This window comes from Roseobacter sp. (genome assembly GCF_045106495.1).
Taxonomy (GTDB): domain Bacteria; phylum Pseudomonadota; class Alphaproteobacteria; order Rhodobacterales; family Rhodobacteraceae; genus Roseobacter.
In genome coordinates this window covers 24,136-49,618 of sequence record NZ_JBGCEQ010000057.1, presented here as the reverse complement: position 1 = coordinate 49,618, position 25,483 = coordinate 24,136, and the positions used below count along the sequence as shown (strand labels likewise).

General features: G+C 52.4%; 21 protein-coding genes and 2 pseudogenes. 8 read left to right on the top strand and 15 right to left on the bottom strand.

Annotation, left to right across the window (positions count from 1 at the left end; genetic code table 11):
- Positions 1 to 157 precede the first annotated feature (157 nt).
- The 3 genes from AB8B75_RS21440 to AB8B75_RS21430 form a co-directional block, all read right to left on the bottom strand.
- The gene (locus AB8B75_RS21440; RefSeq protein ID WP_405365153.1) at positions 158 to 1,009 is read right to left on the bottom strand and encodes a class I SAM-dependent methyltransferase; all 852 of its coding nucleotides are present in this window, start codon (positions 1,007 to 1,009) and stop codon (positions 158 to 160) included.
- On the bottom strand, positions 1,006 to 3,054 hold the full coding sequence (locus AB8B75_RS21435; RefSeq protein ID WP_405365151.1) for an ASKHA domain-containing protein: 2,049 nt from the start codon (positions 3,052 to 3,054) through the stop codon (positions 1,006 to 1,008). The genes AB8B75_RS21440 and AB8B75_RS21435 overlap by 4 nt, the downstream gene beginning before the upstream one ends.
- A gap of 147 nt (positions 3,055 to 3,201) precedes the next feature.
- Positions 3,202 to 3,369, bottom strand: coding sequence for an arginase family protein (locus AB8B75_RS21430; protein WP_405365190.1), 168 nt, complete (start codon positions 3,367 to 3,369; stop codon positions 3,202 to 3,204).
- 431 nt (positions 3,370 to 3,800) lie between these two features.
- Here AB8B75_RS21430 and guaB point away from each other — a divergent pair, with 431 nt between their 5' ends.
- The 3 genes and pseudogenes from guaB to AB8B75_RS21415 all read left to right on the top strand — a co-directional run.
- The gene (guaB, locus tag AB8B75_RS21425; protein WP_405365188.1) at positions 3,801 to 5,249 is read left to right on the top strand and encodes an IMP dehydrogenase; all 1,449 of its coding nucleotides are present in this window, start codon (positions 3,801 to 3,803) and stop codon (positions 5,247 to 5,249) included.
- Between the two features lie 294 nt (positions 5,250 to 5,543).
- Positions 5,544 to 5,694, top strand: a pseudogene (locus AB8B75_RS21420) (IS3 family transposase); the annotation flags it as partial.
- Positions 5,695 to 5,725: 31 nt separating this feature from the next.
- Positions 5,726 to 6,232 (top strand): annotated as a pseudogene (locus tag AB8B75_RS21415) (integrase core domain-containing protein); the annotation flags it as partial.
- A 233-nt stretch (positions 6,233 to 6,465) separates the two neighbouring features.
- On the opposite strand, the gene AB8B75_RS21410 reads toward AB8B75_RS21415, so the two are convergent.
- The 10 genes from AB8B75_RS21410 to AB8B75_RS21365 form a co-directional block, all read right to left on the bottom strand.
- Positions 6,466 to 6,837, bottom strand: coding sequence for a hypothetical protein (locus AB8B75_RS21410; RefSeq protein WP_405365149.1), 372 nt, complete (start codon positions 6,835 to 6,837; stop codon positions 6,466 to 6,468).
- A gap of 2 nt (positions 6,838 to 6,839) precedes the next feature.
- Complete coding sequence (locus AB8B75_RS21405; RefSeq protein ID WP_405365147.1) at positions 6,840 to 7,226, bottom strand: response regulator; 387 nt, start codon at positions 7,224 to 7,226, stop codon at positions 6,840 to 6,842.
- Positions 7,227 to 7,262: 36 nt separating this feature from the next.
- The gene (locus AB8B75_RS21400) at positions 7,263 to 8,108 is read right to left on the bottom strand and encodes a CheR family methyltransferase (RefSeq protein WP_405365145.1); all 846 of its coding nucleotides are present in this window, start codon (positions 8,106 to 8,108) and stop codon (positions 7,263 to 7,265) included.
- Positions 8,108 to 8,566, bottom strand: a complete 459-nt coding sequence (locus tag AB8B75_RS21395) for a chemotaxis protein CheW (RefSeq protein ID WP_405365144.1) — start codon at positions 8,564 to 8,566, stop codon at positions 8,108 to 8,110. The genes AB8B75_RS21400 and AB8B75_RS21395 overlap by 1 nt, the downstream gene beginning before the upstream one ends.
- Positions 8,563 to 10,833 carry a chemotaxis protein CheA gene (locus tag AB8B75_RS21390; protein WP_405365142.1) on the bottom strand — a complete coding sequence of 757 codons (2,271 nt, stop codon included), beginning with the start codon at positions 10,831 to 10,833 and terminating at the stop codon, positions 8,563 to 8,565. The genes AB8B75_RS21395 and AB8B75_RS21390 overlap by 4 nt, the downstream gene beginning before the upstream one ends.
- Before the next feature lie 9 nt (positions 10,834 to 10,842).
- Positions 10,843 to 11,208: a response regulator gene (locus tag AB8B75_RS21385; protein ID WP_405365140.1), complete on the bottom strand. Its 366-nt coding sequence runs from the start codon at positions 11,206 to 11,208 to the stop codon at positions 10,843 to 10,845.
- Positions 11,205 to 11,480: an STAS domain-containing protein gene (locus AB8B75_RS21380; protein WP_405365138.1), complete on the bottom strand. Its 276-nt coding sequence runs from the start codon at positions 11,478 to 11,480 to the stop codon at positions 11,205 to 11,207. Before AB8B75_RS21380 ends, AB8B75_RS21385 begins: the two co-directional genes overlap by 4 nt.
- 241 nt (positions 11,481 to 11,721) lie before the next feature.
- Complete coding sequence (locus AB8B75_RS21375) at positions 11,722 to 12,804, bottom strand: methyltetrahydrofolate cobalamin methyltransferase (RefSeq protein ID WP_405365136.1); 1,083 nt, start codon at positions 12,802 to 12,804, stop codon at positions 11,722 to 11,724.
- A gap of 15 nt (positions 12,805 to 12,819) precedes the next feature.
- Entirely contained in the window at positions 12,820 to 13,746 is a 927-nt protein-coding gene (locus AB8B75_RS21370) for a methylenetetrahydrofolate reductase (RefSeq protein WP_405365134.1), read from the bottom strand.
- Positions 13,747 to 13,793: 47 nt separating this feature from the next.
- On the bottom strand, positions 13,794 to 14,090 hold the full coding sequence (locus AB8B75_RS21365) for a virulence factor (protein ID WP_405365132.1): 297 nt from the start codon (positions 14,088 to 14,090) through the stop codon (positions 13,794 to 13,796).
- Positions 14,091 to 14,398: 308 nt separating this feature from the next.
- On the opposite strand from AB8B75_RS21365, the gene AB8B75_RS21360 reads away from it, so the two are divergent.
- The 3 genes from AB8B75_RS21360 to AB8B75_RS21350 all read left to right on the top strand — a co-directional run bounded on the left by AB8B75_RS21360 (position 14,399) and on the right by AB8B75_RS21350 (position 19,621).
- Complete coding sequence (locus tag AB8B75_RS21360; RefSeq protein WP_405365130.1) at positions 14,399 to 15,514, top strand: Ppx/GppA phosphatase family protein; 1,116 nt, start codon at positions 14,399 to 14,401, stop codon at positions 15,512 to 15,514.
- Positions 15,514 to 16,236, top strand: a complete 723-nt coding sequence (locus AB8B75_RS21355; protein ID WP_405365128.1) for an RlmE family RNA methyltransferase — start codon at positions 15,514 to 15,516, stop codon at positions 16,234 to 16,236. The genes AB8B75_RS21360 and AB8B75_RS21355 overlap by 1 nt, the downstream gene beginning before the upstream one ends.
- 340 nt (positions 16,237 to 16,576) lie before the next feature.
- Positions 16,577 to 19,621, top strand: coding sequence for a cyclic nucleotide-binding domain-containing protein (locus AB8B75_RS21350; protein ID WP_405365126.1), 3,045 nt, complete (start codon positions 16,577 to 16,579; stop codon positions 19,619 to 19,621).
- Between the two features lie 118 nt (positions 19,622 to 19,739).
- Here the strand turns inward: AB8B75_RS21350 and AB8B75_RS21345 are convergent, their stop codons facing one another.
- Together AB8B75_RS21345 and AB8B75_RS21340 are read right to left on the bottom strand one after the other, a co-directional pair.
- Positions 19,740 to 21,290, bottom strand: coding sequence for an alanine/glycine:cation symporter family protein (locus AB8B75_RS21345; RefSeq protein WP_405365124.1), 1,551 nt, complete (start codon positions 21,288 to 21,290; stop codon positions 19,740 to 19,742).
- A 13-nt stretch (positions 21,291 to 21,303) separates the two neighbouring features.
- Positions 21,304 to 21,741: a universal stress protein gene (locus AB8B75_RS21340; RefSeq protein ID WP_405365123.1), complete on the bottom strand. Its 438-nt coding sequence runs from the start codon at positions 21,739 to 21,741 to the stop codon at positions 21,304 to 21,306.
- A 1,271-nt stretch (positions 21,742 to 23,012) separates the two neighbouring features.
- On the opposite strand from AB8B75_RS21340, the gene AB8B75_RS21335 reads away from it, so the two are divergent.
- Positions 23,013 to 23,600 carry a DUF4202 domain-containing protein gene (locus AB8B75_RS21335; protein WP_405365121.1) on the top strand — a complete coding sequence of 196 codons (588 nt, stop codon included), beginning with the start codon at positions 23,013 to 23,015 and terminating at the stop codon, positions 23,598 to 23,600.
- Positions 23,601 to 24,084: 484 nt separating this feature from the next.
- Positions 24,085 to 25,101, top strand: a complete 1,017-nt coding sequence (locus AB8B75_RS21330; RefSeq protein ID WP_405365119.1) for a serine hydrolase domain-containing protein — start codon at positions 24,085 to 24,087, stop codon at positions 25,099 to 25,101.
- Positions 25,102 to 25,483: the final 382 nt, after the last annotated feature.

The window sequence follows — 25,483 nt, the reverse complement described above, 5'->3', positions numbered from 1 at the left end:
GACAGAGTTCAGTTTTAACCAAACCTCTTGGAGCATTCAATTGTCCTGTCGGCGCGGCGGTGCCGTCACCATTGGACGGTAAAAACTATCTAACCAACGACTTTCTCAAAGAACGTAATTGCGATGAGCGCACATCCTAATGCCTTACACTTCGCCGCTAGGACGTTGATCGGGTGGCTTGAAAAAAGTTTATTTCAGCTGGAACCCTAACACCGGATTGCGTGTCAAAAGACTGGAAGACTTCTTGGACGCGGTTCGCAATCGCTTGGCTGTCTGCAAAATTGCCTTGAAAGATTTCAACCGTTCTGGCGGCAGGGCCCACACTCGTCGCCATTTGGGCAACCTCGGATGGTGTCCCCGCTGGCTCTAGAAAAACGTCACTGACATCCGCTTGGATCTCCACAAATCCGGCGCTGGACAAAATTTGCACCACGCGGTCCACGTCTCTAAAGGCAAATGGACCAGGAGCATCAGGGTCTACGCTGGGTGGCGCGCCGAGGCGTTCCTTTGCCGCCTGCGCCGCGACCGTAAACCACGGATTTTTGGATATTTGCCCCCAACAGGCCATCGTCAAGTGTGCGCCGGGTTTCAAGGATTTGAAAATATTCGAGAATGCAGCAATTGGATCTGCAAAAAACATCACGCCGAAACGCGAAATCAAGTGATCAAATTCGCCCAGTCGAAACCCGTAATCTGCAGCATCGGCAACTTCAAAACGAACGTTTTCAAGACTGTGGGCCCTTTCCTTCGCACAAGCCAACATGGTGGGCGAAATGTCCACGCCAAAAACGGATCCAGTCGCACCGACGGTATTCGCCGCCTGGATCGTGCTAGCCCCCGTGCCACAGCCGATATCAAGCACATGATCCCCGTTTTTCAAATCACAACGCGTGAAAAGACTGTCCAGAACAGGTTGCATAAAGGCATCCAGCTGTACTTGTTGCTCGACCCATTTCTCGCCAGCAGCCTTGGTCCAAAACTCCGCTTGTTCTTCGTTTTCGCGCCTCATGCCCGTCGCCTTCCACGGCGTCTGCTGCCGGGTTTATCCGTCGCACTGCCGCCTGTGTTGAAAACCACATCGGGCAAGGTCACGATAGAATTCAGGATTGGGAAAGGTTCAACGGCGTTTGGGATCGCTGATGCATTGACGAAATGCTCTTGGAAGCGCGGTTCAATTGCGGTCTCGATCTTGTGGATGGCCCGCACAGTTGCCTCGATTTCTGCTCTTGCGCCAGTGTTCAACAGGGCGATCCGGGCACCTGTACCCGCAGCGTTTCCAGCAGACGTGACCTTGTCCAAGGGCGCGTCGGGAATCATCCCCAGCACCATTGCGTGTTTGGTGGAAATATGGGCGCCAAATGCCCCCGCTAAAACCACCCTGTCCACCTTGTCAACGCCGAATTTATCCATCAAAAGCCGCGCGCCAGAATACAGAGCTGCCTTAGCCATCTGAATTTCACGAATGTCCCGGTTGGTGATCGTGATCCGCGGACCTCCCGTTTCCGTGCCGTCGTATACAAAATATGAATAAGTGCGACCGTCCAGAAAGCACCGATCGGACCCGGTTTGCTCTGGCGATCCGATCAAACCTGGCGCGTCAACAATACCATTGATGCGCATCTCGGCGACCATTTCGATGATGCCCGAGCCGCAAATGCCCGTGATGCCCGTCGTTGCCACCACATCGTCGAAACCCGCTTCGTCGGACCACAGGTCAGATCCGATCACCTTGAAACGCGGGGATTTGGTGACAGGATCAATTTCCACGCGCTCAATCGCACCAGGGGCTGCGCGCTGGCCAGAACTGATTTGTGCGCCTTCAAAAGCCGGACCAGTAGGCGACGAACAGGCCAATACTTTTTCACTATTGCCCAATAGAATTTCGGCATTGGTACCGACGTCGACCACCAGGACCAGATCGTCTGACTTATCCGGCGCCTCGGACAGTGCAACAGCGGCGGCGTCCGCGCCGACATGCCCGGCGATACAAGGTAGCAGGTAAATCCGTGCAGAGGGGTGGATGTTCAGTTCCAGATCGTCTGCTCGCAACCGCAAGGCATTGTTCGTCGCCAGAGCGAATGGCGCCTGGCCGAGTTCAAAAGGATCAATACCCAACAGCAAGTGATGCATTACGGGATTACACACAAAAACCGCGTCCACGATCAACTCTTTGTCGATTTCCGCCTCGGTTGCAATCTGGGTGAAAAGCCCGCACATGCCTTCCCGCACGGCGTGGGTCATTTCCTCGGCACCCTTCGCATTCATCATTGAATAAGACACCCGGCTCATCAGGTCTTCGCCAAACCGGATTTGCGGGTTCATCACCCCAGAAGAGGCCAGCACCTCACCGGTTTGCAGATCACAGAGGTGCGCCGCAATGGTGGTCGAGCCGAGGTCGACAGCGAGCCCGTAAACCGTCCCTTCGTAGTAACCCGGCCAGATGTTCATGATACGCGGTCGGTTTTCCTGATCGCCCAGATGGATGGCAACCGTCACCTTCCAATTGCCCTTGCGCAGGATGGGTTGCATGATTTGAAGAATATGCAAGTCGGCTGTTGCATCTTGCACGTCCCATTGCTCCTGCAATGCTGCACGCAGGCGTTCGAGATCCCCGGAAGGATCATGCATGTCCGGCTCTTCAACCTCGACATAAAAAATCTTAGTCGATGGATCGAGCACAATTTCTCGCGCCTCCGCGCGTTTGCGTACAACCTGTTTGTGCACCTGGCTTTCCGGTGGCACGTCGATGACAACATCGCCCTGAACAGCAGCTTGACATCCCAAACGGCGGCCTTCCTTCAACCCCCGTTTGTCCTGATAGCGTTGCTCGACCTTGTTCCATTCCGACAGAGCATTGTCGTGCACAGTGACCCCATGTTTGGAAAACTCACCGTAACTCGGGGTGATTTGGCATTTTGAGCATATGCCGCGCCCACCGCAGACTGAATCCAAATCTACTCCCAACTGGCGCGCTGCTGTCAGGATCGGCGTGCCAACTGGGAAACGTCCACGTTTGCCTGAAGGGGTAAACACCACAAGAGGGTCATTGGTCATCGTTGAATGTCACCTAAAATATGTTTGGCCCAAGGTTAGTGGTGCTGCAAAATGAAACACGCCGATGAACGTCACATAATGTGCTTTGGGCGGCATTGCGCGTCTGAAATTAGCATAGTCTTTATGAGGTTCAGTTGAAATCGCGATTTATCTCGCGATTTCGGAGCTTTGATCGAGGACGTGAAAGACAATTCTCCGCACGTTCGACAGCAGTTGCGCAGCAAGAGTGGAGGTCGAGCCGGTAGAATCGTAATTCGGCGCGATCTCGACCAGTTCAATGCAAACGACCCGGTAGCTTTGGCAACGATTTGCAATAATTCCAAAACCTCGTTTTATTGAGACCCACTATAGTTTGGCTTACCCGTGCCGGGTTCGATCGAGGGGCGAAACGCGTTGATGCAAACGGTGATTTAGCCATCCATGCTCCGAAGCAGCGCGCGCCGCTAAGTGACACATTCAAACGAGGCAACCGAGGTTCCACGTCAGCATTGATACCCAACCCTTCTGCAAAACAGAGTCTCTTTTTGAACTTCGAATTGCCGGCAAATGGCAAATCGAGTCTACAGCTCTCAAATCAATGCGAACTCATGAGCCAATTTCTTACTTGCTAATTTCGCGAGCTTTGACCGCCAAGGTCAGATTTGCAATTTCAAACCAGCAAACAGCATCCGTTTTTGCCCTTTTCATTTTTGGCGCACCGTGAAATAGGAAACTGCCAAATGAGACACTCCCAAAGCGAGGTTGCTATGGAGATTCGTGAGGCTTTAACCTTTGACGATGTGCTATTGGTGCCGGGGGCGTCATCGGTATTACCGTCGACCGCTGATACCCGCACCCGGGTAACACGCGCCATCTCAATGAACATTCCACTGTTGAGTTCTGCGATGGATACCGTGACTGAAGGGCGCATGGCAATTGCAATGGCGCAAGCCGGTGGCATCGGCGTCATACATCGCAACCTGACTATTGAAGAACAGGCACGCGAAGTACGCAGAGTGAAACGTTTTGAGAGCGGAATCGTATATAATCCGATCACGTTGCGGGCCAACCAAACATTGTCCGATGCCAAAGCCTTGCAGGACAGGTATCGCGTCACTGGCTTTCCAGTGGTTGATGATCAGGACCGTGTCGTCGGTATCGTGACCAATCGAGACATGCGTTTTGCGAGCGATGATGCAACACCTGTTTCCGTAATGATGAGTTCCGAAAATCTGGCTATTTTGCACGAGCCGGCAGACCGCGAAGAAGCGATCAGCCTGATGAAAGCACGACGAATCGAAAAGCTGCTGATCACAGACAAAACAGGCAAGTTGACCGGCCTTTTGACGTTGAAAGACACAGAACAAGCCGTGTTGAACCCAACCGCTTGTAAGGACGCTCTGGGGCGTTTGCGCGTCGCCGCTGCGACAACTGTTGGCGATGCCGGTTTCGAGCGATCCGAAGCTTTGGTAGACGCCGGAGCGGACTTGATCGTGATCGACACGGCGCATGGGCACTCCGAAGGCGTGGCCGCAGCGGTGCGTCGTGCAAAAGCATTGTCGAATGAGGTGCAGATCGTGGCTGGCAATGTTGCAACCAGCGAAGCAACCAGGGCGTTGATTGATGCAGGCGCAGATGCGGTCAAAGTCGGCATCGGCCCAGGCTCCATTTGCACGACCCGGATGGTCGCCGGCGTGGGTGTTCCACAATTGACGGCCATTATGGATTGTGCATCGGCTGCAGGTGATACGCCTGTCATCGCAGACGGCGGGATCAAATTTTCCGGTGATTTCGCCAAGGCAATAGCTGCTGGCGCGTCCTGTGCCATGGTTGGCAGCATGATCGCTGGAACGGATGAAAGCCCGGGAGAGGTGATCCTTTATCAGGGGCGTAGTTTCAAGAGCTATCGCGGCATGGGTAGCCTCGGTGCAATGGCCAGCGGGTCCGCTGACAGGTACTTTCAGAAGGATGCCGCCAGCGACAAACTCGTGCCAGAAGGGATCGAAGGGCAGGTGGCTTATAAGGGCAGTGCGGGTGCTGTGTTGCACCAACTAGTCGGCGGGTTGCGCGCCGCCATGGGCTATACAGGTTGCGGGACGGTCGAGGAAATGCGAACGAAATGCAAGTTTGTCAAAATCACCGGTGCAGGTTTAAAGGAAAGTCACGTGCACGATGTTCAGATCACGCGCGAGAGCCCAAATTACCGAGTTGGTTGATAGTTTTTTCACCATTAAGTACGGGTGCTAAATGGACAAATTGTCGACGCAAATTTAATCAATCTGATTTTCTTGCCTGCAACGACGCCGATTTTTTCAGAGTGTTCGCCTTTGGACATCTTGCACCATGAAAGTCGAAAAGTTAAGCGCTTGCTTCTCTGTGAATTCTCTTATTCCAATGCGGAGACTGCTCAACCTCTTGAAGGCGCAAGAGACTACGAAAGAGCCGTTTCACTAAGGCGCAAATTACCCGGATGAATTTCCGGCAGGACGCCGACGGTCGATGTATGATGCAAGTATGGCGAGAGCCAAGGCACGTTCTACAATTTCAAATACGGCGGGAAAGAAATGCTAGATGCAAACAGGTTGAAAACGCTGGAAGATGAGAACGCCAAGCTAAAAAAGCTACTTTCGGTACAGATGCTGTATAATGCTATGCTGAAGGATGTGAAATAAAAAATCGGTGACGCCTGCGGCTAGGCACGCGCCGCCCTATGGTCGTGCCGGACACCATCAACGAGCGCTGGAGCTTGGACTTCGTTTCGGACACATTCACAGACGGGCGCAGGTTCCGCGTCCTGTCGGTCGTAGATGATTTTAGCAGAGAATGTTTGGCGCTTGTCTAAGACACATCGCTGTCCGGCACGAGGCTTTAACGAGAGTTAGGCCCGATCGTTCGAGTACGCGGAATGCCAGAGACAATTTTCAGCGACAATGGCACTGAGATGGCCAGTTGGGCGGTACTTAAGTGGCGCAAAAAAAGGAAAGTCGATTGGCACTACATCGCCCACGGAAAGCCAACACAGAAAGCCTTCATCGAAAGCTTTAACGGCGGCTTTCGAGACGAGTGCTTGAACGAGACCTTGTTCTCATCCCTCCATGAGGTGAAATCCGAGATCCCAAAATGGAAGGAGGACTGCAACCAAGACCGACCGCATTCGTCACTAGGAGATCTTACACCCAACGAGTTCGCGGCAAATTGAAGTTCCCAAAGTAGGCCGCACGAGGCCAGAAATCCGACAACGGATTCATTAAAAAAAACTGTTTAAAGCTTAGGTCTCGGGCACGCGGAAAGCAAACACCTCCGGAATCGCGCCATTGGAAAACCTCGGATCTCGATGGTAAATCATTCTGATCGTTAGTCAGCACGCCGACTTTCCCACTCCAGAAAAACTCCAGCCAAAAAGCGACCATTGAGAACAAACATGAAGAAAACTTAGAACAAGTCTATGTCGCCTGTGTTTTCTTGAAGTGTATCAACTCTTTCGGATTGAATATCGCACAAAACCAAACGAGTGCTTTTAAGCCTCAGTTTGCTGCTGGCTGCCTTTACGGTTTCCTCATCCAATGGCCTTGTTTTCGGGTCGCTTAATATGATCGCCATTAGAGCCAAATCTTCCATAGACTGCCTCAAAAAATCCAACACTTGAAGATTTTTTATTGTTTCTTCGTCACTAGCTTCCTTGGCTGCGATGGAATTCCCAACAGTTTCTTCGATATCGAAGACATGTCCGGCCAATTTGTCCAGGTAAAGAGCCGTACGTTTCAGTATTTCTTGGGCAAGTTCCGCCTCGGATTTTGCAGACATATTTACAATCGTCCGACCACGGCTTCGATACAATTGCGAAGATTGTCCTGTTCGAACGGCTTTTTTAAGTAGTTGTTCATCCCCAGTTTTTTTCCATGATCCACAATTTGCTGTTCAGCGCGGCCGGTTATTAGAATAAAACCCACACCCTTAGTTTTTGGCGATGCGCGCAATTGATGCAACAGTTGTAGTCCATCCATTTGTGGCATGTTATAGTCAGATATAACCAAATGGACCGGGCTAGTTGCCAACGCTTTTAGTGCGTCCACACCGTTCTCTGCAGTAGAAACGTTTCGGATTCCAAACGCATCCAATGCTTGGGTGATTAGACCTCGGCTCGTTGACATATCGTCTACGACCATTATGCGCAGTTGATCACGCAGGGACATATGTTTTTCCTTCAGTTTGGATAGGACGCACCCTATTTATTTGACCGGTTTGTATGTAGTCGGACCATGAGTTTCAAAGCCGGCTTTCTCGGGATCTGCAATTCGCTCCGAGTGCCCCAAAAAAAGATAACCGTTTGGAACCAAAATGTTTCGAAACCTCGGCCAAAGTTCGTTTTGCGTCTTTTGGTCAAAGTAAATTACGACATTTCTACAAAAAACGACGTCCATTTTGCCACGCATTGGCCAATCTGCCAGTAAGTTTAAGTGCTTAAAGGAGATTAGGTTCCTAACCGAGTCTTTGGCTTCCAGTATCGTTTCGTTGTTTACTGTTGTTTTCTCAAAGTACTTTTGAACCAGCGGGGTAGGAATACCCGCTGTCAAGCGTTCTGGGTAGCACGCTTTGGTTGCAAAATTCACGACTTGCATGTCAATGTCAGTCGCCAGAATCTTTACGTTCCGATTGCTTACATCCGGTTCGCTTTCCAACAACGTCAAAGCAATTGAAGTCGCTTCTTGGCCATTGGAACAACCTGCCGACCATATTCGCACTTGCTCGCCAGCTCTAATCTTAGTCAATAAATGACTTTTAAGATGATCTTCTAGTATGTCGAAGTGATGTTTTTCCCGAAAGAATTGGGACACGTTCGTGGTCAATGCAGAAATCATGTGACTTCGTTCGTCAACACCACTCTCAGAACATACAAATGCTGTATACTTTGCAAAGTCCGTCAAGTTTAGAGCTTTTAACCTATGCCTCAACCTAGATTGAATCATGGATGTCTTTTCCACGGCCAAGATCAATCCGCTTTCACGGTAAGCGAGCTTTGCTATGGCATCGAAGCTTTCAGGATCGATTCCTATATCTGAAGCCACTTCGTTCATTATGCAGCACTGCTTTGTACAGACAGCACTATCGAACTCAAGTCCAATACACGGATCATACGTTCGTCAATTAGAGTGAGGGAACTCACGACGTTTGGCGTAGCGCCAGCCTGCATTTCTGGCGGCGGCTGTAAATCATCAGCAGTCAAAGCTATGATATCGGAAACTGCGTCGACCAATAGTCCCGTCATTACGTCATCGTGATTTACGACGATGATGACGTTCCGGTCAGTCTGCTTTTGTGGGTTCAAACCCAATCGCTCGGAAAGATCCATCACCGGTAGAACAGTACCGCGAAGATTTATCACGCCTTTCATATATGTAGGAGCGTGGGGCAAAGGTGTAGTTCGTGTCCAGCCGCGGATTTCACGCACTGACATAATATCCAACGAATACTCCTGATCAGCAATTTGGAAAGTCAGTAGTTCAATTGTTTCCGGGGATTCTCTATCGTTCATGCCGATACTCCTGAAGGTGTTTGTGCGGAAGCGTTTCCGGAAGCTCCGATTGCATTTGTAATAATGTCAGAAGTGTCGAGGATCAGCGCAATTTGGCCATCGCCCAGAATTGTCGCAGCCGCGATACCCGGTGCTCTGTAGAAACTGTCATCTAGGCCCTTTATCACGACCTGTCTTTGGTCTTGAATGCTATCGATGATCAAAGCGGCATGGCTGTCGTCTTCGTGTGCAATTAACAAAACCACGGAACCTTCGTAGTCTTCGACCGCCTCGCGATAACCAAGCTCTTTGCCCAGGTCAAACAAAGGTACAAAACCACTTCTGACGCGAACGACATAGGCGCCTGGACGCACCATTTCGACATCACTGCTAGAAAGGGTTAGCGTTTCGATTACAACGTTCAATGGAAGAACCAGTGTTTCGTCGGCTACCTGAACAACCATCCCGTCCAGAACAGCGAGCGTCAACGGGAGCGAAATTGAAAACGTAGTCCCTTCGCCCGGAACGGAGGAAATCGTTATCCGACCGCCTAAAGCTTGAATAGAAGTTCGCACCACGTCCATTCCAACTCCGCGACCGGAAAGGTCCGAAACAACAGAAGCAGTAGAAAAACCGGGTAGGAAAAGAAGGTTGTCAATCTCGGTGTCAGAAAGGGAAGCTTCCGCTGGAACCAGTCCTTTTTCGATTGCAATCTGCAGAACTTTTGGCCGATTGATCCCACCACCATCATCCGACACTTCAATTGCGATGCGTCCTGAACGATGAGCAGCACTTAAGTTGACGCGTCCTTGTTCCGGCTTGCCGGCAGCTTTTCGTTCCTCAGGGCCCTCCAATCCATGATCAACAGCATTCCTAATCATATGTGTCAGCGGGTCTGCCAACCGTTCAATAACGGTTTTGTCAACTTCAGTACCTTCGCCTTCGGTATGCAGGCGAACGTCTTTGCCGACCGCAGCAGAAGACTCTCTTACAATGCGAGACATCCTTTGGAAAAGCGACTTGACTGGTTGCGCACGGATCATCATCACACTGTCCTGAATATCGCGCGTCAAGCGTTGAAATTCCTCAAGACCACTCATCGCGTCCGAATGAGATGACAAGCCTGAGCTTTCCAGGCTTTGCGATAGCATTGCCTGATTGATTACCAGCTCACCAACCAAATTCACCAGTCTTTCAATGCGGTCGAGATCCACACGCACCACCGACTTCGCGGCGGCTGCAGATGATGCTTGTTTTGTTGGTGCCGCGCTCTTTTCGGATGTTTCCGACGGTTGAGAGGCTTCCTTTGCTGGAGCTGCAACTACCTCCAGCGCCGGTTCCACGTTGTCAGGAACCTCCTCGGCCGGGGACTGTACTTCTACATCTTCAGAGCTTTCGACCTCGGAAATGTCAGGCGCCGTACTGGTTGTTTCCGGGCTTTCTACGTTCTCAACTTCTGAGGATATAGAAGTTGGACCGGTCGCTTTTTCGATATCAAGCGTGCAAAGGCCTTCAACGAATTCGAAAGCTGTAGCGATCTCTGCTTCTTCAACATCCGAATGCAATTCAATTACCCAAGAAAGGTAGGATTGCTCGGGAGACAAAGAGGCGAATTCTGGCAGTTTGTCCAACACGCATGTAATTGTGCATTCGCCCATTTCATCGAGCGAGCGAAGCATATGAAAGGGTTCATTTCCGGTTTCAAACAGTTCGTTGTCGGGTCGGAAAGTGATCGTGTAAACGGTTCCAGCTGCACCCGGCAAAGCGTCTAGATCTGGCAATGCCGGCAAGTCGGTGTCGCCGCCATCTCCGCCGAGATCCAAGTCCAACGACAGAGTTGCTGGTTGAAAATCTATATCTTCTTCTACCTCAGGCTCTTCTTCAATGCCTGCATCTCCCAACAAACCTCCTAACAGTTTTAGTAGTTTGGCAGTCATGTCTTCAGGCAAAGGTGCATCATCTCTGCTCACGCGGACAAGATCAGAAAGATGGTCAGCACACTGAAAGAAGATTTTGAGTGCATCAAGGTCAGGCGTCATTCGGCCCGAGCGCACTTCATCTAAAACAGTTTCAAATCGATGCGCAAATCGTACCAGAGCTTCGAGCCCGAAAGCACCCGCTCCGCCCTTGACGGAATGCACCGCTCGAAACACCACATTGATTGTTTCAGGGTCTTCGTCACCGTCGTCCAACGATTGCAAGCCATCTTGCAGCGCTTCCAGAAGTTCCTCGCATTCAATAAAGAATGACGCGCGGATCTCTGCCATTGGGTCATTGGTATCAGTCATGAGAACCTCTTATCCGGCAACCATTTGGAGCGCTTTAATGAGTTTGGACGGGTCAAACGGTTTGACGATCCAACCTGTAGCACCAGCGCTTCTGGCCCGCGCCTTCAGCTCCGGCGCGGCTTCTGTCGTCAGCACCAAAATGGGAGTGGCACGATGCTTGTCCTGGCTTCGGACAGCATCGATGAAACCGAATCCATCCATACGTGGCATGTTGATATCGGTGATGATCGCATCCGGCTCAATGCCCTCGAGAACCTCAATTCCGTGCACCCCGTCGTCCGCGGTGTGAACATTGAAACCCGCAGGCAGCAAAGCAAGTCGGATCATATCTCGCATCGTACGGCTATCGTCCACGGCCAGAATTTCCAGTGTCATACATGCCCCCTTGAAATGGCTTCAGGTGTCATGCCCATGACACGGAGTTGATCGATCACACGATCAGAGGCGTTTACGACGGAAACTGATCGCCCGGCTGCAACAGCAGCCGTTGCGGCGGCGATCATGACTTGAAGGCAGAGAGCGCCGAGATGGCTCACCTCTGACAAGTCCATGGTGAGATCGCCATCTTTGTGATCTTTTAAAGTTGTCATCAGCGCAGATGCAGCAGATAAATCGAGACGGGGCGCAAGCGTGATCGGATCACTCATCGCGCTGCTCTTCGGTTACAAGATCTTTGCAGGTGCATCGCTCTCTCCACATCGGCTGGGTCATTGAATAGACGAGTTTGTAGAGGCCAGTACGTTAAGACGAAGTTACTGGCGAAGAACTTTTTTACCGGGTTTCAATTCGACCGGAAAAACGATGGTGCGAAAGCATTTCAAAAACAAAAAAGCCCCGAAGCTATTGGCTCGGGGCAAGTCTGTAGAAAGAAATTTAGGGAAGGGGAGGTTACGCGCGTCTGCGGCGGCCACCTGTTCTGCCGGCGCGACCACGTCCTTCTTGCCCGGGTTTGGGCGCTTCCTTGTTAAATTCAATCCAGGCACCGCCATGAGGGTCATTATTCGTCAGAAAATTTGCGGCTCTGATGGCCTCCATTTCCTTGCCAGGACGGGGTTTGGTTGACCCAAGTCCGGTCAATTGGCAAAAAAGCTCCAGATCCAAATCTTCCGGAAATATGACGCCAGCAGCCGCCAATTCCAGTTTCTTTGCTTCAATCTTTGCAGCGGATACAGGTAAAGCCACCGGGTTCATAATCGCGGATGTCATCCCGGCACCCATCGCCATGGGTAGAAAGGCGTTGTTGATTCCATGACGATTGGGCAGCCCAAAAGAGATGTTCGAGGCCCCGCAAGTCGTATTCACGCCCAGCTCCTCGCGCAAGCGTCTCACCAACGTGAAAACCTGATGACCCGCTGTCGCCATAGCGCCAATTGGCATAACCAGAGGGTCGACTACAATATCATGCGCCGGGATTCCGAAATCCGCCGCGCGCTCAACAATCTTTTTGGCGACTGCAAAACGAACATCCGGGTCCTCAGAAATGCCAGTGTCATCGTTGGAGATCGCCACAACTGGCACGTTATACTTTTTTACAAGCGGCAAAACGATTTCGAGCCGCTCTTCCTCGCCGGTCACGGAGTTCAAAAGCGGGCGGCCCTCCGCAGCAGCCAGACCGGATTCCAACGCGCCCGGGACAGAGCTGTCGATGCACAAAGGTACATCCACAATTGCCTGAACGCGTTCGACCAATGCTTTCATCAGTGGAGGTTCAACAAAGTTGTTGTCCGCATAACGCGCGTCTTCCGCCATTTTGTTCGTGAAAACAGCGCCTGAATTGATATCTAGCACCGTTGCGCCAGCAGCAACCTGTGCAATAGCATCCGCTTCGACCGTCGAAAAATCGTCTGCTTCCAATTCCATCGCCAGTTTTTTGCGACCCGTTGGGTTAATCCGTTCGCCTATGACGCAAAAGGGTTGATCAAAACCGATAATGGCCGTTTTGGTTTTGGATTCGACGATGGTCTTTGTCATGAAATTGTCCTTGGATCAGGCGTTTGCTGGGGTGGCGGCTGGACCACCGTTTTCAAAAGCCCAGGTGGCATTGGTCTTGATCCCGCCCAGTGGGAAAAAATGCACGTTACTGATGTTGAAATCCGGATTTGCCGCCTTGTGAGCAGCAAGCTCTGCAACAACCTCGGTTGGCTCATATGGCAGCAAGAGCTTCGTCACATCCATGGCGCGCTTTTGCAGCACTTTGAGGGAAGGACCAACACCGCAGGCAATGGCAAATTTAATTAGGGTCTGAAGTTTGGCAGGCCCAGCAACACCAATGTGAATGGGTAAGGTAATGCCTTCTGCAGCAAGACCATCCGCCCATGTGATGATCGGTTTGGCATCAAAGGCAAATTGAGTTGCAAGCGCCATCTTGGTATCGGTACGGCTCTGAAACTGGTTTTTCCATTTCACGGCTGCGGTGACATTTGTCATGGAGCCATCCGCATCAATATCGCGATTGCCTTCTGGGTGACCGGCAAAATGCAAACGCTCAAATCCTGCTGCATCAAAAAGGCCGGATTCCATCAATTGCATTGAACTGTCGAAATCGCCATGGGGTTTAGCAACACCGCCAGCGAGCAAAAGCGCCTGTTTTACGTCGGCTTCGCCCTGATAGCGCGCGATCCAGTCCCCCAACGTGGCCTTGTCTTTGATGATACGTGCCGGAAAATGCGGCATGACGGGAAACCCATCCGCATTAAGCCGTTTCGCCGTTGCTACCATGTCCTCGATGGGCGTGCCTTCGATGTGTGCGACATAGACGCGCGTGCCTTCTGGCAAAAGATCGCGAAAATTTTCTACCTTTTCCGCCGTGCGAGGCATGACTTCGATAGAATAGTCCTGAAGAAAATGTTCGACCTCAGGGTTTGACGGCGGGGCAATGCGGGTTTGTCTCTTTTTGAAGTTCAACAAGGCCATCAGGCGATCCTTTCGGTGAAGAATGGTGTCAAAGAGTCCGGTCAGGGTCAGGCCCAGCCATCATTGTTAATAAGTGCTTTAATTCGATCGCGGTCATATTCGGCATCAAGTCGCGCAGCTTCGGCGTCCGCAACCGCATCCGGCTCGCCATCGACTGTAAATGGTTCTGCTTTACGCCATTCTGCCAGATACGCATCCGTATCCTCAGCGCCCACCTTCATGGCCGCTCGGTCAATCGCTTGCTCGAAACGCTCCGGTAAGGGGCGTTTTGAGCCACGACGACCTTTGCCCACAATCACCTGAGCAGGAATATCGCGCCAATAAACAATTGTGACATCAGGCATCGGCTGATTCCCCTTAATCTGTTCCGGACTGTCTAGCGGCACCTAACCCGAAAACGATGGCGTTTTTCGACAGAACATCTTCTGTCAGCGACCCCTTGTAGTTATCTCATCGAGCCAAAGATCACGAGAGCCGCACCTCACCATAATCTTCATAATGACTGTGAGCCCGCTTTTGGTGCAACCCGAACAGGAAAAACTGCTTAATCGATGAATTTGGTCAAAATACCAGCGCAGTATGAAAGCTGCCGCTTGCGCCAGCCCGGGGCAACGACTAAGCTTCAATCAACTCGAAATGAAAGGCGCGAAAGATGGCGCCACAGCGTCCCAAAGGTGCGGGCGCGCTCGCAAAAAAGTCGGCTCTGAGCCCCGCGCCAGTCCCGCCCCGTTCCACGGAGCTTTATGCCGCGCTGGACCTGGGCACAAATAGCTGTCGCATGTTGATTGCCAAACCTCAGGGTAATGGTTTTCATGTTGTGGATAGTTTCTCGAAGTCCGTCCAGCTGGGTGCGGGGCTTGAGAAGACGGGCCGCTTGTCCCGCGGGTCGATGACACGCACCATACAGGCCCTGCGGATTTGCCAGCAGAAGCTGCAACGCAACAAGGTGCGTCGTATGCGCTTGGTGGCAACCGAAGCCTGCCGCAGGGCTCTCAATGCGAATGACTTCATCAAAAGGGTACATCGCGAAACCGGCCTCAAGCTCGACATCATCAAACCACAGGAAGAAGCCCAACTGGCTGTGATTTCCTGTGCACCTCTTGTGGGACGATCCACAGAAAATCTGCTTGTTGTGGATATTGGCGGCGGCTCAACCGAATTGGTCTGGATCAACCTCAAGGATGTGCCCAACCATGACCGGCCACAAGCCATCATGCGTCTGCACAGTGGTTTCAAACAGGCAGTCTCTGATTTACCCGCAGCACAGGTTGTCGATTGGATTTCAGTGCCCTTGGGTGTTGCGACGCTGCGCGAGCAATTCAACGATGTGGAGGACGACGCCGCTTGTTTTGCACTGATGAGCTGGTTTTTTGAAGAAAACCTCGGCGGCTTTGCGCCCTACCACGACACCGAACCCCATGAGAAGTTTCAGATTGTCGGCACCTCGGGCACCGTCACAACGGTCGCGGCCAGCCATCTGGGACTTAAGCGATATGATCGCACCAAAGTCGACGGACTCCATATGACCACAAAGGAAATTGATCGTGTCATTCGGTCTTATCTTGCATTGGGCCCTGCGGGACGCCGCGCGGATCCGCGCATCGGTCAGGACCGGCAGGCATTGATCATGTCCGGGGCGGCGATCTTGCAAACCTTGATGCGGTGCTGGCCAACAGACCGCTTGTCAGTGGCCGATCGTGGTTTGCGCGAAGGGCTGCTATATGCGCAGATGAGTGCCGATGGCGTTTTGGAAGACGGAGATTTTTGATGGGCAAGACACCAACCGGCAAAAACACGTCCGGTCGCGGTCAACGCGAGCTGAAGGTCAAAGTCAAATCAGCCCGAGGTCGCAAGCTCAGTTCTACGCGCTGGCTGCAACGACAACTGAACGATCCTTACGTAAAACGCGCCAAGGCCGAAGGTTACCGCGGGCGCGCGGCCTTTAAGATCATGGAACTCGATGACAAATATCGGTTCCTGGTGCCTGGCGCACGGGTTGTGGATCTGGGCGCAGCGCCGGGCGGTTGGTGTCAGGTCGCGGTCAAACGGGTAAATGCTCTGGGGGAACGGTCGGGCAAGAACGTTGGTACCATCCTGGGCATCGATCTGCAGGAGATGGAACCAATTGCCGGATGCTCTTTGCACGTTCTGGACTTTCTGGAGGACGACGCTGATCAAAAAGTCAAAGATTTGCTAGGCGGCAAGGCCGATGTTGTGATGTCAGACATGGCCGCCAGCAGTTCAGGCCATAAACAAACCGATCACCTGCGGATTATTGCGCTTTGTGAGGCCGCCGCCTTTTTCGCCTTCGATGTATTGGATGACGGCGGTACATTTGTGGCCAAAGTTCTCGCCGGAGGCGCAGAAGGAGAGCTGCAAAAACTGCTGAAACAGCGGTTTTCCAAGGTTGCCAACATCAAACCACCCGCATCGCGATCTGACAGTTCAGAGAAATTTGTGGTCGCAACCGGATTTCGTTCAGACAACTGAAGCTCTCTGGCCCGTCACGAATTCACACCTGTTTGGCGTGTCGCGGAGATTTGTGGGCGAAAGTGAATACAACAACACGCCGATCTTAAACGATTGAATGAGCAACGTGGAGATTGAGCGCTTGTTTCCAACAGCGCGTGGACCTGAGGCAACATGCCATGTTTTTGGTTCAGTCTGCGCACATCCTCATGATACCTGTGAAATGATCGTTTGGCTGTCTGCCGCACCTTCCGATTTGTTGGATGCACGCCTAGTTTCCCTTAAAAGTAGAAGGCAACATTCAGATTTCGCTAATTTAATTTGCTGAGCTATGATCGGATAAACCAAAAGACGCGGCAGTTTGATTCCAGCGTCAAACATAAGGGTACGAACCATCGAAAAGACACTCTTTCAATTTATTTGGAAGTACTCGAAGCGCGAACAACTGTTTCTGCTGGTCTTCACCAGTACCCTGTTTCCATTTCTCTATCTGACGCTGGAGTTACCAAAACGGATCATCAATGACGCAATTGGCGCGCAATCGTCACGCGTCGACGTGCTCGGTTTTGAAATGACTCAAATCGGCTACCTGACCTTTCTCTGTGCCTTATTCCTGCTCTGTGTGCTGATGCACGGCGTGTTGAAGATGCGCATCAACACCATGAAAGGCATTCTGGCCGAGCGCCTTTTGCGCCGCCTGCGGTATGGCTTGATCTCGCGTATGCTCCGCTTTCCAAAATCCTATTTCAGGCGCACATCGCAGGGCGAAATGGTCGCCATGATCACCGGCGAAACCGAACCAATGGGCGGGATGATGGGCGACGCGCTCACCCAGCCTGTGCTGCAAGCGGGCCAAATGCTCACCATTCTGGTCTTTTTGTTTTTGCAAAGTGTTTGGTTTGGCCTGGCTGCCGTGGCCTTGATCCCTCTGCAAGCCTGGCTGATCCCAAAGTTGCAACGCCAGATCAACCTGATGAACAAGGATCGCATCAAGGAGGTCCGCCACCTTGCGGCGATGATCGGCGAGAGCGCAGCGGGCGCTGCCGAACTGCGCGTTCATGGGGGCTGGCGCTACCGACTTGCAATGATGAGCGACAGGCTTGGCATTCTCTTTCGTATTCGCCTGCGCATCTACGAAAAAAAGTTTTTCATGAAGTTCATCAACAACTTCATCACCCAACTTACACCTTTCTTCTTTTTCTCAGTCGGCGGTTATCTGGTCATTCAGGGTGCGGTTTCCTTGGGCGCGCTGGTCGCTGCCTTGGCCGCTTACAAGGACCTGAGTTCGCCTTGGAAAGAACTGCTGGCTTTCTACAATCAAGCCCAGGACATGAGCCTGCGTTGGGAAACGGTCACCGAGAAATTCGCGCCCTCGGGCGTGATTGACGAAACCCTGATGTCCGGAATGCCGGATAGCCTGCCCAAGTTGAACCGGACCATCACACTCGAGGCGGTCAGTGTAGAGGACGCCGATGGCAACGCAATTTTGGAGAACATAACAGCAGAGTTTGAACCAGGGTCTTCCGTGGCGTTACAGGCGCCGAGTGAAGAAGACAGGCGCGCATTGGCGGAAGTGCTAACGCGCGAAGTCATGCCCGTCACGGGTAGAGTGATGTTCGGGGAGCACGATCTGGCATCGCTGCATCAATCGGTTATTGCAGCGCGGGTCGGGTTGGCGAGTGCGCGCCCTGTTCTCTTCCGGGGCAGCCTTGGAGAGAATGTCATGATGCCTTTGATGCAGAAGCCGACCGGTGACATATCCGAAGTTGCGCTGAAAGCAGCCTCAGAAGCTGAAAGCGCCGGCAATAGCCATGATCCATTGGACGCACATTGGCTTGATCCCGGATTGGCAGGACTAGCCGACGATCATGAATTGCGGGCATGGTGGTTGTCGCTGCTGGACGCCATGGGGCAGGGCGGTGCGCTTTACCGGCGTGCGCTGGACCAGAAGATGACCCCCGAGACAAACACAGCCTTGCAGAATGGATTGATCGCAGCGCGGCCCAAGGTGTGGGCCGCTGTTAAGCAGGCAGGGCTGGACCGTCATGTGTTCCGATTTGATCCAGAGCGCTACAATCCTGCGCTGCCCGTGACCAGTAACCTCTTTTTCGCAACCCCGCGTCAGTCACTAGACCATCAAGAACTGGCTGCACAGCCCGAACTTTTTGAATTGTTGCGCAAGATGGGTCTGGAGGCGGAACTCTTGGAACTGTCACGGGACGTCATCGAGCTTTTGGGGCAGATCTTTGGCACAGACGGTACCGAACATCCGTTGTTCCGAAAGTTGGGGCTCAATCCGGATCTCTTCGAGCGCTCTGTTCAAGTGTTGCGCAGCCGCAGCCAAGGCAGCGCAACACCTTATACGGATGCCGAAAAAATTCTGTTGATGACCGTACCGGCGCAGATCTCTGCGGAACAAATCGGTCGGGCCTTTTCTGAAGACATGCAAAGCCGCATTCTTGATTTGCGATTGTCCCAGGGCATGCGCATTCAACAAGAACTGAGCGCCTTGTACGTGCCCTTGAGCCCAGCGCAGATTGCGCCTGATCTGACTGTTTTGGAGAATGCGCTGTTTGGAAAGATATCGGATGGAGCAGGCGCGCGCGCAGATGATTTGCGAAAAACCGTATCAGATGTTCTCGAAGCAGAAGGTCTCAAATTTTCGGTGCTGGATCTTATCTACGATCTGCCATTGTCTCTGGCTGGTGCGAACCTACCATCCATTTTTACAGAACCGTTGGCGTTGAGCCGCGCAGCCATCAAGCGCCCTGACGTTCTCATTCTGGATCAAATGCTCAACGGGCACGATCACGGTGTTTGGATGGAGGTATACCGCAAATTGCGGGACCTTTTGCCTGAGACGACCATCATTCATCTCGGCGACAGTTTCGATGACCCGGAGCACTTTGATACTTTTGTGGAGATCCGCCAAGGGCGGATGGTCAGCGCGGAAAAAACGGCGGACAGTTCTGACGACAGCGCCGCGAGCGCTGATCTGTTGCGAAAAGTGCGGGCTCTCGAAACAACGACACTGTTCTCAGGATTGAGTCGAAAGCAATTGAGACTGCTGGCATTTGGGTCAAAATGGTTCCACGCGCCCGCAGGAGAAATTATCTTCAATCAGAAAGATGCGCCCACGGATGGCGCATATATGATCCTGTCGGGCGCCGCCGAACTCTTTAAATCCAACAGTGAGGCGCAAGAAACGCATATCGCCATGGTGGGGCCGGGAACCTTGGTCGGGGAACTGGGATTGATCCGAAATGTCCCGCGTGCGCTGAGCATGCGCGCGGAAACGGACATAGAAGCCTTACGACTGGGTGCAGAAGAATTTCTCGCCGTGGTGGAACATGATGCTGCGACGTCTTTCAAGCTTTTGCAGGTCGTTGCAGGATACACCACTTGATCGTCGGCATACAGAGCGCCATCGCTGATTTGCCATCATAGTAAGTCTGGCAGATTGTGTTTACGAACATGGAGTAGTGGGCGTCCAAGGCGATAGCATACCGCCTTGGACATTGGCACTAGTGAGCGAATTTCTTGATCTCGCCAGACTGCAACCGCGAAGAATAAGAATGCAATTCTTCCCGCACAATCGACATCAAGAAGTACAACGCTGTGATATTGACCACGGCCATGGCAAAGATTGCTGCATCCGAGAAATCAATGACCGGACCAAGACTGGCCGCCGCACCGATCACGATAAAGATGCAGAAGATGATCTTGAACGTGAGCTCGGAAGTCTTGCCCTCGCCAAAAAGATACGTCCATGCTTTCAACCCATAGTACGACCACGAAATCATTGTGGAGAAGGCGAAAAGCACAACCGCAATTGCCAATACGTACGGGAACCAGCTGATGCCCGACGCAAAGGCCGCTGACGTCAAGGCCACACCGCTTGTATCGCCGACCGTTGCAATGGCGGAGCCGGCTTCATTCAGCACGTAGTTGCCTGTCTCCGCGTCAATGATCAGCTGTCCGGAGATTGTGATCACCAAGGCTGTCATCGTGCAGATCACAACCGTATCGATCAGAGGCTCAAGCAAGGAAACGAAGCCTTCGGTGATCGGTTCCTTGGTTTTCACCGCAGAGTGAGCAATCGCCGCAGATCCGACACCGGCTTCGTTCGAGAACGCAGCCCGTTTGAAGCCCTGGATCAGAGCACCAACGAAACCACCTGCGACGCCGAGACCAGTGAAGGCACCTGCGAAGATTTGGCCGAAGGCCCAGCCGATTTGATCATAATTCACGATCAGAATGACCAAAGCCGCGCCGACATAGAGAATGCCCATGAACGGCACGACCTTTTCGGTCACATTCGCGATGGATTTGATGCCGCCAACAATGACTGCAAACACAACTCCGGCGAAAATGATGCCTGTGATCCAGCCAGGGTAGTCTCCGACAATGCCAGAGATCTGAGCATGCGCCTGATTGGCCTGGAACATGTTACCACCGCCCAAAGCGCCAAGGATACAGAATACCGAAAACAGAATGGCAAGTGCGCCGCCACCCGGCAAGCCGCGTTCCTTGAACCCTTTGGAGATGTAGTACATCGGGCCACCGGATACCGTGCCGTCAGGGTATTCGTTGCGGTATTTCACCCCAAGCGTACATTCGGTGAACTTGGACGCCATGCCCAAGAGACCTGCCAAGATCATCCAGAAAGTGGCACCCGGTCCACCGATGCCCACGGCGACGGCGACACCGGCGATGTTTCCAAGGCCTACTGTCCCGGAAAGCGCGGTCGCAAGCGCCTGAAAGTGACTTACTTCTCCCGCGTCCTCGGGATCGGAATAGTCGCCTTTGACCAGAGAGATCGCGTGCCCAAAGTAGCGCAACTGAACGAATGAGAAGTAAATCGTGAAGACCGATGCTGCAACCACCAACCACAACACGATCCAGGGAAAACTGGTGCCCGGCAGCGGCGCGAAGATCAGACTGACGAATGGGCCCGTGAATTGGGCAAACGTCTGGTTCACCTTTTCATCGAGTGTCATCGCTTCCTGCGCGTAGGCGGGCAGGGCTGCCCCGGTCGCCACGGCAGCGAGTAGAGCTTTGTTAACTAGTTTCATATTGGTGTCCCTTTCATCCAATGACCGTGACAGGCACGCTTGCGCTCATGACAAGATTTGCAGTCGAGCTGCCAAACAATCGCTTCGCGAACCCGCCTTCAGAGGAGCGGCATACAATAATCTGATGCCCCCCTTCTTTTTCGCAAATGCTGTTGAGCGTGTCCGCAACGTCGCCGTGACGCACAATTCCGGATGCCGTCATACCAGCGCTTTTCAAAGCAGCTACGGCTGGATCGACAACACGCTCCATTGCTGTCGATATTTCTTCTTCGCGACGCTTGTGGCGTTGCGCATTTTCTTCTGCGGTTTGGAAGGAGTAGGGCGACCATTCGATCACATATGCGACCAAGAGCTCACATTCTCCAATCCTCTCTGCCAGATCTTTGGCATAGGTTAAGGCACGGTCTCCCGACCCTTGCCCATCCAGGCCAATCACCAGTTTTGTGGTCATTTTTTGTCCCTTTGATTTAGTTTTTGTTTTTGTCGTATGAAACAGCTTCAACGCAGGCGTGTTTTTCAGCAAACCCAAAGTCATATTCAGGTGCAGTACTTTACCAGACAGCGTTCCGGTATTTTAAGAGAAAACAGTAGTTAATGCGCCTTCGATTCCTGTTTTTGCAGGGAATTTTTCTTTTTATTTCAATTTTTCAATACAAATGACCATTTGAGTGAACTGCACAAAAAATGATCATTCCTCGCGAAAGTCATAGTTTTGTAGCAATCGGTGCCGAATTTCGAGCGCTTTGCGCGCCACTGGAACCTCAGTGCCTGTGCCACAAAAGGGAATCGGTTACCGAAATCCGAAAGGTTTGATCAATCAGTTGCCACCAATAATATGGCGAACCAACCCGCTACCAAAACAGCGAAAACCTCTACTTGAGCGGTTGGCTTGTCTTTCATGCACCTCGATGCCAATCGATTTTTCCGCACATGATTTTGGATTTGAATGAACCTGCAGCGAACATCAATGCCTACTTTAAACACGTCTGAACACAGTGATTTCGCCCCGCAAACGTGCTGGTTTTCTTGGGGCGCCATCTACTAAACCAACGTCTACTCGGGAGGTTTGAGACCATGCGCACCGAGTTTGGATACGATCAGGCACATCGGCCCGGAAGCGCAAATTTGTTGCGGCAAGGTTTGCGACGGCACTGCATTGATTTGAACGCCAATGCGCGTGCATCCTTAATTTGGAACACGCAGGTTGGGCAAAGACCCATCGTGTCGCCCCGTTAGACAATGGGTCTTTGTTGGCGTCATTACAAAGTTCAAGAGTTTCGTTGATTGAAGCATCGTCAGTGATGACAATTATTGGCGGGGTACACTGCAGCTTTGGTGGTGCAGATTGATGCGCATTTTTTGGAGCGGGAGAATTCCTTGATAGTGATGCCAAGAAAATCTACATTTTCTGGTGCTGTATGAAAACGGCCGCTGGCGCGTGCATCAATCGGAGTGGCTGCAATTGTATCCTGACAGGCAATGCATCCCCAGCCTTCCATTGTCATCATTTGCAGCAAGATCGTAAATTGCACCGTCAGAATGACCGACAAAAAGATCGTGAACGCTGCTTAAGTAGGCACAATTGTTTTATCTCCGACCCGGGCTTTTCATCGGTTAGCAGACTGCTGCGCGACGTTCCGGATGATCACGCTGTCATGGACTCGTTGCCACTTCTGGCACAATATGTGCCCCAAAACCCCACCAAGTTCTGGAGCACAAAACATGAACGCAAAGCTGAACGCAGTGCTGCAAGCTATTGATAGCGCCAATCAGGCGGATCCGACCACAGCGTCTGATGACACCGGTACCGCGCAGCCAGAAGCCTATCTATATGGTCTGCGTATGACCTCCGAGCTTGACAGGATCATCGGCAGTGAGGCCAGCGATGTATTGCGCATTGCTGCCCGCGGTCAACACATAGAACGTTGGTTGCTGAAACGTAGCGATTATCCGGAAGGGCGTATGGGGTATCTGAATTGGCGACGCGATCAAGGACGTGCGCATGGAGAACGTCTGGCAGGGCTTATGAAGCATGCGGGTTACACGCCTGATCCATGCGATCGTGTCGGTGTCTTGTTGCGCAAAGAAGGCATCAAGCGCGACTTAGAAGTACAGCAGCTGGAGGATGTGATCTGTTTCACCTTCCTTAAGTGGTATTTCGAACCTTTTGCGGCCAAGCATCCGGACGAAAAGGTGTTAAATATTGTAGGTAAAACCGCTCGCAAAATGTCGGCGAGCGCAAGGGCACGCGTGCTGGCAGAGTTTGACCTTCCAGAGGCAATGGCCAGCGCTTTTAGAACCGCAGCCTGAGCTTCCAGAAATTGATCGTTCACGGAGTAGCGGAACCGTCAACCAACCCATCAAACCCCGCGAGCCAAGGTAGTATTAAGCAACCCTGTTGCGGATGAGTTGAGATCGAACCGCACGGTGTCCTCGCCAAAACAGGTATTACCAATAGGGTTGAAGATGTGAAAAGTCGGACCTTACCATGCAGCAGAACCCCTTTTGGCTGGGTTAGCCTGGATCTGCGGGATTTGTCGAAGTCAAAGTATCATAGTGACCCGTTGCCAAAACATCCTTTCGGAAGGACGTCCCTCAGAGGAGTTCAATGAGACCGCCAAAATCCTAGAAGACATTGCAGAGAAAGGCTGCAACCGGGCGAGAGCATTACGATAGCATGTAAAGCGTCAGGCCCTTTTGTCACGAGTGGACCTTGTGAGGCAGGCGTTCATGCAAAAGTGAGTTGTCCTTGTCCATTCGCGCAGTACGCTTTCAATGAAACGGAGTGTGAGTGATGCCAAAGATTGATCGTCGTAAGTTTTTGGCGGGAGCAACGGCTCTTTTTGCCCAGCCAAGCATCGCACAGACGAACTCTTGGCAGGACGTGGCACAAGTCGCTCGTCAGCTCGATCAATGCCATGCCATTGTTATCTGGCAGGGCGGCCAAGAGGTTCTTGCTGACGTATTTCGCGGGCCCGCTATCGACCGTGCCGTACCTGTAAAGTCGGTATCCAAGACCATTGTCGCCGCGCTGACAGGTGCGGCCTTAGATCGCGGCGAGATCCCGTCACTCGACGCCACGCTCGCACAGGTGGCACCGCAACTTATCCCGCCCGCCGCTGATCCACGTGTCAACGGGATCACTATCGAAAACCTTTTGACGATGCAGGCGGGTTTGGAACGCACGTCAGGTGTAAACTATGGCGGCTGGGTAAGCAGCGGCAATTGGGTTGCGAACGCGCTGACAAGGCCGATGGTTTCTGAGCCAGGTACCGGCATGCAATACTCCACAGGTTCATTTCACGTTCTGGGGGCCGTTCTCTCGGAAACGTCCGGTGAAAGCTTGCTGTCACTGGCACGGGCGCGCCTTGGGCGCCCACTTGGTATCGACATCCCAGCATGGACGCGCGACCCACAGGGCCGCTATCTTGGTGGCAACGAAATGTCATTGAGCATGCGGGATATGGTGCGCTTTGGCGAAATGTATCGCCAAGACGGCCGTTGGAACGGAGCGCAGGTTCTCAGCAGCGACTGGGTGAGACGCTCTTTTGCGCCCCAGACACGGTCGCAATTCTCGGGGCTTGCCTATGGTTACGGCTGGTTTCTGGGGCGTACGAACCAAGACACCTATACCTTGGCACGTGGTTACGGAGGTCAGATCATTTGTCTTGTCCCGAGCCTTAGTTTGACGATTGCAATCACCTCGGACCCGACAAGACCCGCGCGCAGCGGCGGCTATTTCGGCGACCTGATGCGGTTGATCGAAAACGAAATAATCCCAACCGCCCGTACTCAGGCTAGACAACTTTGAAAACAGAGCAGAGGCCCGACATGTTACGCTTGCTGGCATTGTTTTGTATTTTGGTCCGTCATACTCTCAGCCGACGCTTGGGATGCTCTGCGTAAATTAGACAAAATTGCCATTCGGCGTAATGTTTTGGCGCCCGGCACAGGCGATTAAGCGAAATTGCAGTAACGGGACGGCGCCGCCCAAAGCATTCTGGATCAACACGGCATCAAAAGATGAAGGCATTGTCCTTGATCGACCTTTACAAGTGAGTGGTGGCGCTTCCGCAAAACCACCACTTTGTCAAACGCTGCGGTCAGCAAACTGATGCTTGTCCGCCCTAGGATCAAAATTCGGCTTTGACCGGCCAAGGCACGTGACCGAAAGAGACCTTGGTACTGCACTT